This is a genomic window from Vibrio sp. 10N.239.312.C11, from assembly GCF_041466065.1.
Classification (GTDB): domain Bacteria; phylum Pseudomonadota; class Gammaproteobacteria; order Enterobacterales; family Vibrionaceae; genus Vibrio; species Vibrio tasmaniensis_A.
On the sequence record NZ_JBFSRZ010000022.1, the window covers coordinates 71,754 to 77,753 of the forward strand.

3 protein-coding genes and 1 pseudogene are annotated in these 6,000 nt (G+C 44.4%); 1 reads left to right on the plus strand and 3 read right to left on the minus strand.

The window, feature by feature from the left end:
- Positions 1–34 precede the first annotated feature (34 nt).
- From AB6D07_RS11705 to AB6D07_RS11715, 3 genes are all read right to left on the minus strand, one after another.
- Positions 35–1,597: a SpoVR family protein gene (locus AB6D07_RS11705; RefSeq protein WP_017102810.1), complete on the minus strand. Its 1,563-nt coding sequence runs from the start codon at positions 1,595–1,597 to the stop codon at positions 35–37.
- Positions 1,598–1,608: 11 nt separating this feature from the next.
- Complete coding sequence (locus AB6D07_RS11710; RefSeq protein ID WP_017102809.1) at positions 1,609–2,880, minus strand: YeaH/YhbH family protein; 1,272 nt, start codon at positions 2,878–2,880, stop codon at positions 1,609–1,611.
- Between the two features lie 143 nt (positions 2,881–3,023).
- Positions 3,024–4,958, minus strand: a complete 1,935-nt coding sequence (locus AB6D07_RS11715; RefSeq protein WP_029222896.1) for a PrkA family serine protein kinase — start codon at positions 4,956–4,958, stop codon at positions 3,024–3,026.
- Positions 4,959–5,312: 354 nt separating this feature from the next.
- Here AB6D07_RS11715 and AB6D07_RS11720 point away from each other — a divergent pair.
- Positions 5,313–5,945 (plus strand): annotated as a pseudogene (locus tag AB6D07_RS11720) (MipA/OmpV family protein); the annotation flags it as partial.
- Positions 5,946–6,000 lie beyond the last annotated feature (55 nt).

Consider the following 6,000-nt stretch of genomic DNA (forward strand, 5'->3'; position numbering starts at 1 on the left):
TTTTATACCAAGCACTTACTTACTGTGATTGATATTAAATCTTGGCTCCATAGTCATTACGTTTTGGACAAGTAGTCAGAATCTCTCGATGACCTGTGTCTTTGAGCTCTTCCAGAATCACATCAAAGCCCCATAAGCGATAGAGATGTTTCATCACTTCGTCGTAGCCTTTATCAAGCGGGATACGGCCGTGAGGTACATATTGCAGTGTCATCGAGCGGTCACCGCGAACATCGACATTAAACACCTGAATATTCGGCTCAAGATTGCTTAGGTTGTACTGCGCCGCAAGCTTTTCACGAATTAAGCGATAGCCCGGATCGTCGTGAATAGCGCTTATCTCAATGGTGTTTTTGCGGTCGTCGTCGAGTACTGAGAACAGCTTAAAGTCACGAATGATCTTTGGAGAAAGGTATTGGCTGATGAAGCTTTCATCTTTAAAGTTGTGCATCGCAAAGTGCACCGCCTCAAACCAATCACTTCCGGCTAACTCAGGGAACCATTCTTTGTCTTCATCAGTTGGTTCTTCACAGATACGTCGAATGTCTCTAAACATCGCAAAGCCAAGCGCATAAGGGTTTATCCCACTGAAATAAGGGCTGTTGTAGGCGGGTTGAGCAACCACACTGGTGTGGCTGTGTAGGAATTCTAAGATAAACTTATCACTCACCAAGCCTTCGTCGTAAAGGTGGTTAAGAATGGTGTAATGCCAGAAGGTTGCCCAGCCCTCATTCATTACTTGAGTTTGTTTCTGAGGATAGAAGTATTGGCTTACCTTGCGAACAATACGAACACACTCACGTTGCCAAGGTTCAAGCAGTGGGGCGTTCTTCTCAATAAAGTAGAGAATGTTTTCTTGAGGCTCACTAGGGAAACGTATCTTGGTCTCTTCTTCCTTGCTTTTATTTTGGGGAACGGTCCTCCACAGCTCATTCACTTGAGATTGCAGGTAAGCTTCACGTTCTTCTTGTCTTGCGGTTTCTTCCGCAATGGAAATCTTCTCTGGGCGTTTGTATCTGTCTACGCCGTAGTTCATGAGAGCATGACAAGAATCGAGAAGTTTCTCGACTTCAGCCACACCATACTTTTCTTCGCAATCGGTAATGTATTTTTTCGCGAACAATAGATAGTCGATAATCGAGCTTGCATCAGTCCAAGTTTGGAACAGGTAATTACCCTTAAAGAACGAGTTATGGCCGTAACAGGCATGCGCCATTACCAACGCTTGCATCGTGACCGTGTTCTCTTCCATTAAGTAAGCGATACACGGATCTGAGTTGATCACGATTTCGTACGCTAAGCCCATTTGGCCGTGTTTGTAGTTTTGCTCTGTTTGGATGAACTTCTTACCAAAAGACCAGTGGTTGTAGTTGATGGGCATACCAATGCTGGAGTAAGCATCCATCATCTGCTCAGAGGTAATCACTTCAATCTGGTTCGGGTAAGTGTCTAAACGGTAATGCTGCGCCACACGCTTAATTTCTACGTGATATTGTTCCAAGAGGTTGAACGTCCAATCTGGACCATCAGGCAGCATCTTGTTGTTTTTCTTCTGTGCAGATTTGTCTTTCTCTGCAACGTTTGATTTCGCTGTCATGGCAAACTCCCTTACGCAGTCTCTTTCTGGAACAGTTCTCTAAACACAGGAAAAATATCATCCACCGTTTTAATGTTCTTCATGGCGAAGTTATCGAAGCTCGCTTCTAGCTTCTCGTACTCGTGCCAAAGCGTTTGGTGTGAACGGCGAGTAATCTCGATGTAAGAGTAATATTGGCAAGTCGGTAATAGCGTATTGACCAACAGTTCTTTACAGCGAGGTGAGTCATCCGCCCAGTTATCTCCATCAGAAGCTTGTGCTGCGTAGATATTCCACTCATTAGCAGGATAACGATCTGCGACAATTTCTTTCATTAGTTTCAGTGCACTAGAAACGATCGTGCCGCCAGTTTCTTGTGAATAGAAGAACTCATGTTCGTCAACTTCTTTAGCCTGAGTATGGTGACGAATAAACACAACATCGACGTTTTCATATGTGCGATTGAGGAATAAGTAAAGCAGTACGTAGAAGCGTTTTGCGATGTCCTTGGTAGCTTGATCCATTGAGCCAGATACATCCATTAGACAGAACATAACGGCTTGGCTAGATGGAATAGGGCGCTTCTCATAATTTTTAAAACGCAGGTCGAAGGTGTCAATGAACGGCACGCTTTCAATTTTTTTACGTAACTCAGCAATCTCTTCTTTTAAGCGACTCTCTTCGAAAGGTTGTGCTGGTTCTGTCATTTTTACTTGGTCAAGTTGCTCCATCAGTAGGTTGAGCTCGCGCTTTTTACCTGCTGTCATCGCGGTTCTACGAGCCAGAGATTGTTGCAGTGAACGAACGATAGCGATATTAGATGGAATCCCCGCGCTTTGGTAACCAGAGCGGTGTGTTTTCCATTCGGTGATTTTGTTGACCTGATTCTTCTCTAGATTAGGCAGAGCTAAATCTTCAAAGAGAATATCAAGATATTCATCTTTTGAAATTTGGAAGGTAAATTCATCTTGGCCTTCGCCATCAGGGCTTGCGTCACCCTGGCCTTCGCCACCACCTTGACCACCACCTTTAGGACGTTCAATTTTATCGCCCGTGATGAACTGGTCATTACCTGGGTGAACGCGTTCTCTTACGCCGCCTTGACCTTGGTGAAAGCTTGGCTCTTTGATGTCTTTATGAGGAATAGTGACGTCTTCACCGGTTTCAGTATTGGTGATTGAGCGTCGGTTGACTGCATCGGCCACAGATTCTTTGATTTGCTCTTTATGGCGTCGTAAGAAACGCTGTCTGTTCACAGCACTCTTATTCTTGCCATTGAGCCTCCGATCGATAAATTGTGCCATAAGAACTCCCTCTCAGCTGATGTTGCGATCCTACTTTTTATTCGGGTATAAGAGTTATTAGTTTACTAAAGCTATTCGTTCGTTAGGGTATAAAGTTATTGGTTTGTACGAGCTGCCCAATTGAGCAGCTCAATACAGTTTGGTTATGAGGATTTACGAACTCTTAGGTACCACTCAGATAGCAGTCTCACTTGTTTCTCGGTGTAGCCTTTTTCCATCATACGAGCAACGAAGTCGTCGTGTTTTTTCTGATCATCCGTTGAGGTCTTAGCATTGAACGAAATAACAGGAAGCAGTTCTTCTGTGTTAGAGAACATTTTCTTCTCAATCACAGTGCGCAGTTTCTCGTAGCTTGTCCAAACTGGGTTTTGACCGTTATTGTTGGCTTTGGCACGAAGCACAAAGTTCACAATCTCATTTCGGAAGTCTTTAGGGTTACTGATCCCAGCTGTTTTCTCGATTTTCTCTAGTTCACCATTCAGAGAAGCACGGTCAAATAGCTGTCCTGTTTCTGGATCGCGGTACTCTTGGTCTTGAATCCAGAAGTCCGCGTAGGTGACATAGCGGTCGAAGATATTCTGTCCGTACTCAGAGTAAGACTCTAGGTAAGCGGTCTGAATTTCTTTACCAATGAATTCTACGTAACGCGGTACTAGGTATCCTTTCAAGAACTCAAGATACTTCTCAGCGGTTTCTTGAGGGAACTGCTCACGTTCGATCTGCTGTTCAATAACGTAGAACAAGTGAACCGGGTTTGCCGCCACTTCGGCTTGGTCGAAGTTGAACACGCGAGACAGAATCTTAAAGGCGAAACGCGTTGATAGCCCTGACATGCCCTCGTCAACACCTGCGTAGTCTCGGTACTCTTGGTAACTCTTCGCTTTTGGATCGGTGTCTTTTAGAGTCTCACCATCGTAAACCCGCATTTTTGAGAACAGAGAAGAGTTTTCAGGCTCTTTCAGTCTCGATAGGATGCTGAATTGCGATAGCAGATCGAGTGTGCTTGGCGAACAAGGGGCTTTGGATAGCTCACTGTGCTCAAGCAGTTTTTGGTAGATCTTAACTTCTTCAGAGACGCGCAGACAGTAAGGGACTTTTACAATGTACACACGGTCGAGGAAGGCTTCGTTGTTTTTGTTGTTACGGAAGGTCTGCCACTCGGATTCGTTTGAGTGAGCTAGAATCATACCGTCAAATGGCAGTGCAGAAAGTCCTTCAGTACCGTTGAAGTTACCTTCTTGTGTTGCCGTTAGGAGTGGGTGCAAGACTTTGATTGGCGCCTTGAACATCTCTACGAATTCCATCACACCTTGGTTTGCTTTACACAGTGCACCAGAGTAACTGTAGGCATCGGGATCATCTTGAGAGAAGTGCTCAAGCTTACGAATATCGACTTTACCAACCAGAGACGAGATATCTTGGTTGTTCTCATCACCCGGCTCTGTCTTCGCAATCGCAACTTGGTCGAGAATAGAAGGGCGCAGTTTGATGACTTTGAATTTGGAGATGTCACCACCGAAGTCATGGAGGCGTTTTGCTGCCCAAGGTGACATGATAGAGCGTATGTAACGTTTCTCTATTCCGTACTCTTGTTTCAAAAGATCGCCATCTTCGTTTACGTCAAATAGACAGAAGGGGTGATCATTCACTGGGCTTCGCTCACCATCGGCAGACAGCACATAGATTGGTAGCTTTTGCATCAGTGCCTTGAGTTTTTCAGCAAGGGATGATTTACCACCGCCCACAGGGCCAAGTAGATAAAGGATTTGCTTACGTTCTTCTAAACCTTGCGCTGCATGTTTTAGATAAGAAACAATCTGTTCAATCGCGTCTTCCATGCCGTAGAAATCTTTAAATTCACTGTAGCGTGAGATGACACGGTTCGAGAAAATACGACTTAGTTGAGGATCTTGAGCAGTGTCAATGACCTCCGGTTCGCCAATGGCGAGTAATAAGCGCTCGGCAGCATTCGCGTAAGCACTTTTATCGTCTTTACACAGCCCTAAGAACTCTTGCAATGTCAGCTCTTCTTCCTTGGCTGCTTCATAACGTGATTGATAGTGGTCAAAAATACTCATAGTCACATTCCCCTTGTTAACCAGTCAAAACTGACGAGCGATTGAAAAATAGGCTCTCCCTACATTTTAAGGTTAGACCCGCTTCGACAATTTTGCTTAACAATTATGTATTTATTTACAATTTTGCGTGTGAAAAACGTAGCGAGCGCAATAGGCAACTTGAGGCGTGTGGAATCGAATTATTTTACATTCGAGCGGATCTAACCGTTTGTTTTGTGATTTTAGGTCGCTTAACAATACTCACACTGGATTTATGTGTATTAGATGTATAACTGAGCTCTATTGATTTTTTGGAATGAAGTACCATATAATGCGCGGCGTTATCCAAAGTTGCTCAATAAATAGGTAAATATAGTGAAGAATAATGGGTTAAAAATAGTGGCTATCAGTGTGGCGTTACTGGCTTCGACAGCAACGCATGCAAAAATATCGCAGTGGTCACTGGGCGTTGCCGCCTCTTATTCTCCTGCTGTCTATAAAGAGACGCCGTCAAATCGTACGGTGATTCCCATGATTGGTTATGAAGGTGAGCATTTTTTCATGCGTGGATTCAGTGCGGGTTATCGCTTGCTACCTGCAGGTTCACCACAGAATATTGTGTTTAGAGCGGTTTATGATCCAAGAACATTAAAGCCAAGTGACTCTGATAATGCTGATATCCAGAAGTTAGATGAGCGTAAAGCGTCGGTGTTGGGAGGTGTAAGCTATCAAGTGATTACATTGGTCGGTATGTTTGAAGCGACAGCGGGCTCAGACTTAGGGTTTAGGCACAATGGCATCTATGCAGAAGCGGCATGGCGCCTACCAATTCGTCGTAATGGCTGGGCGATTACACCATCTATTGGTTACTCGTATAACAGTAAGCGTTTGAATAATCACCTGTACGGAGTGAGTTCATCGGAAGCGGCGAGAACCAATTTAGATGAATTTGACGCTGACTGGGATGGCCAATACTTTATCGGTTTAGGTGGTTATCTGCATGTGACGCGGCTTTGTTGCGTAATTCAATGGAACTAAATCAAGAACCTACGATCTGATCAGC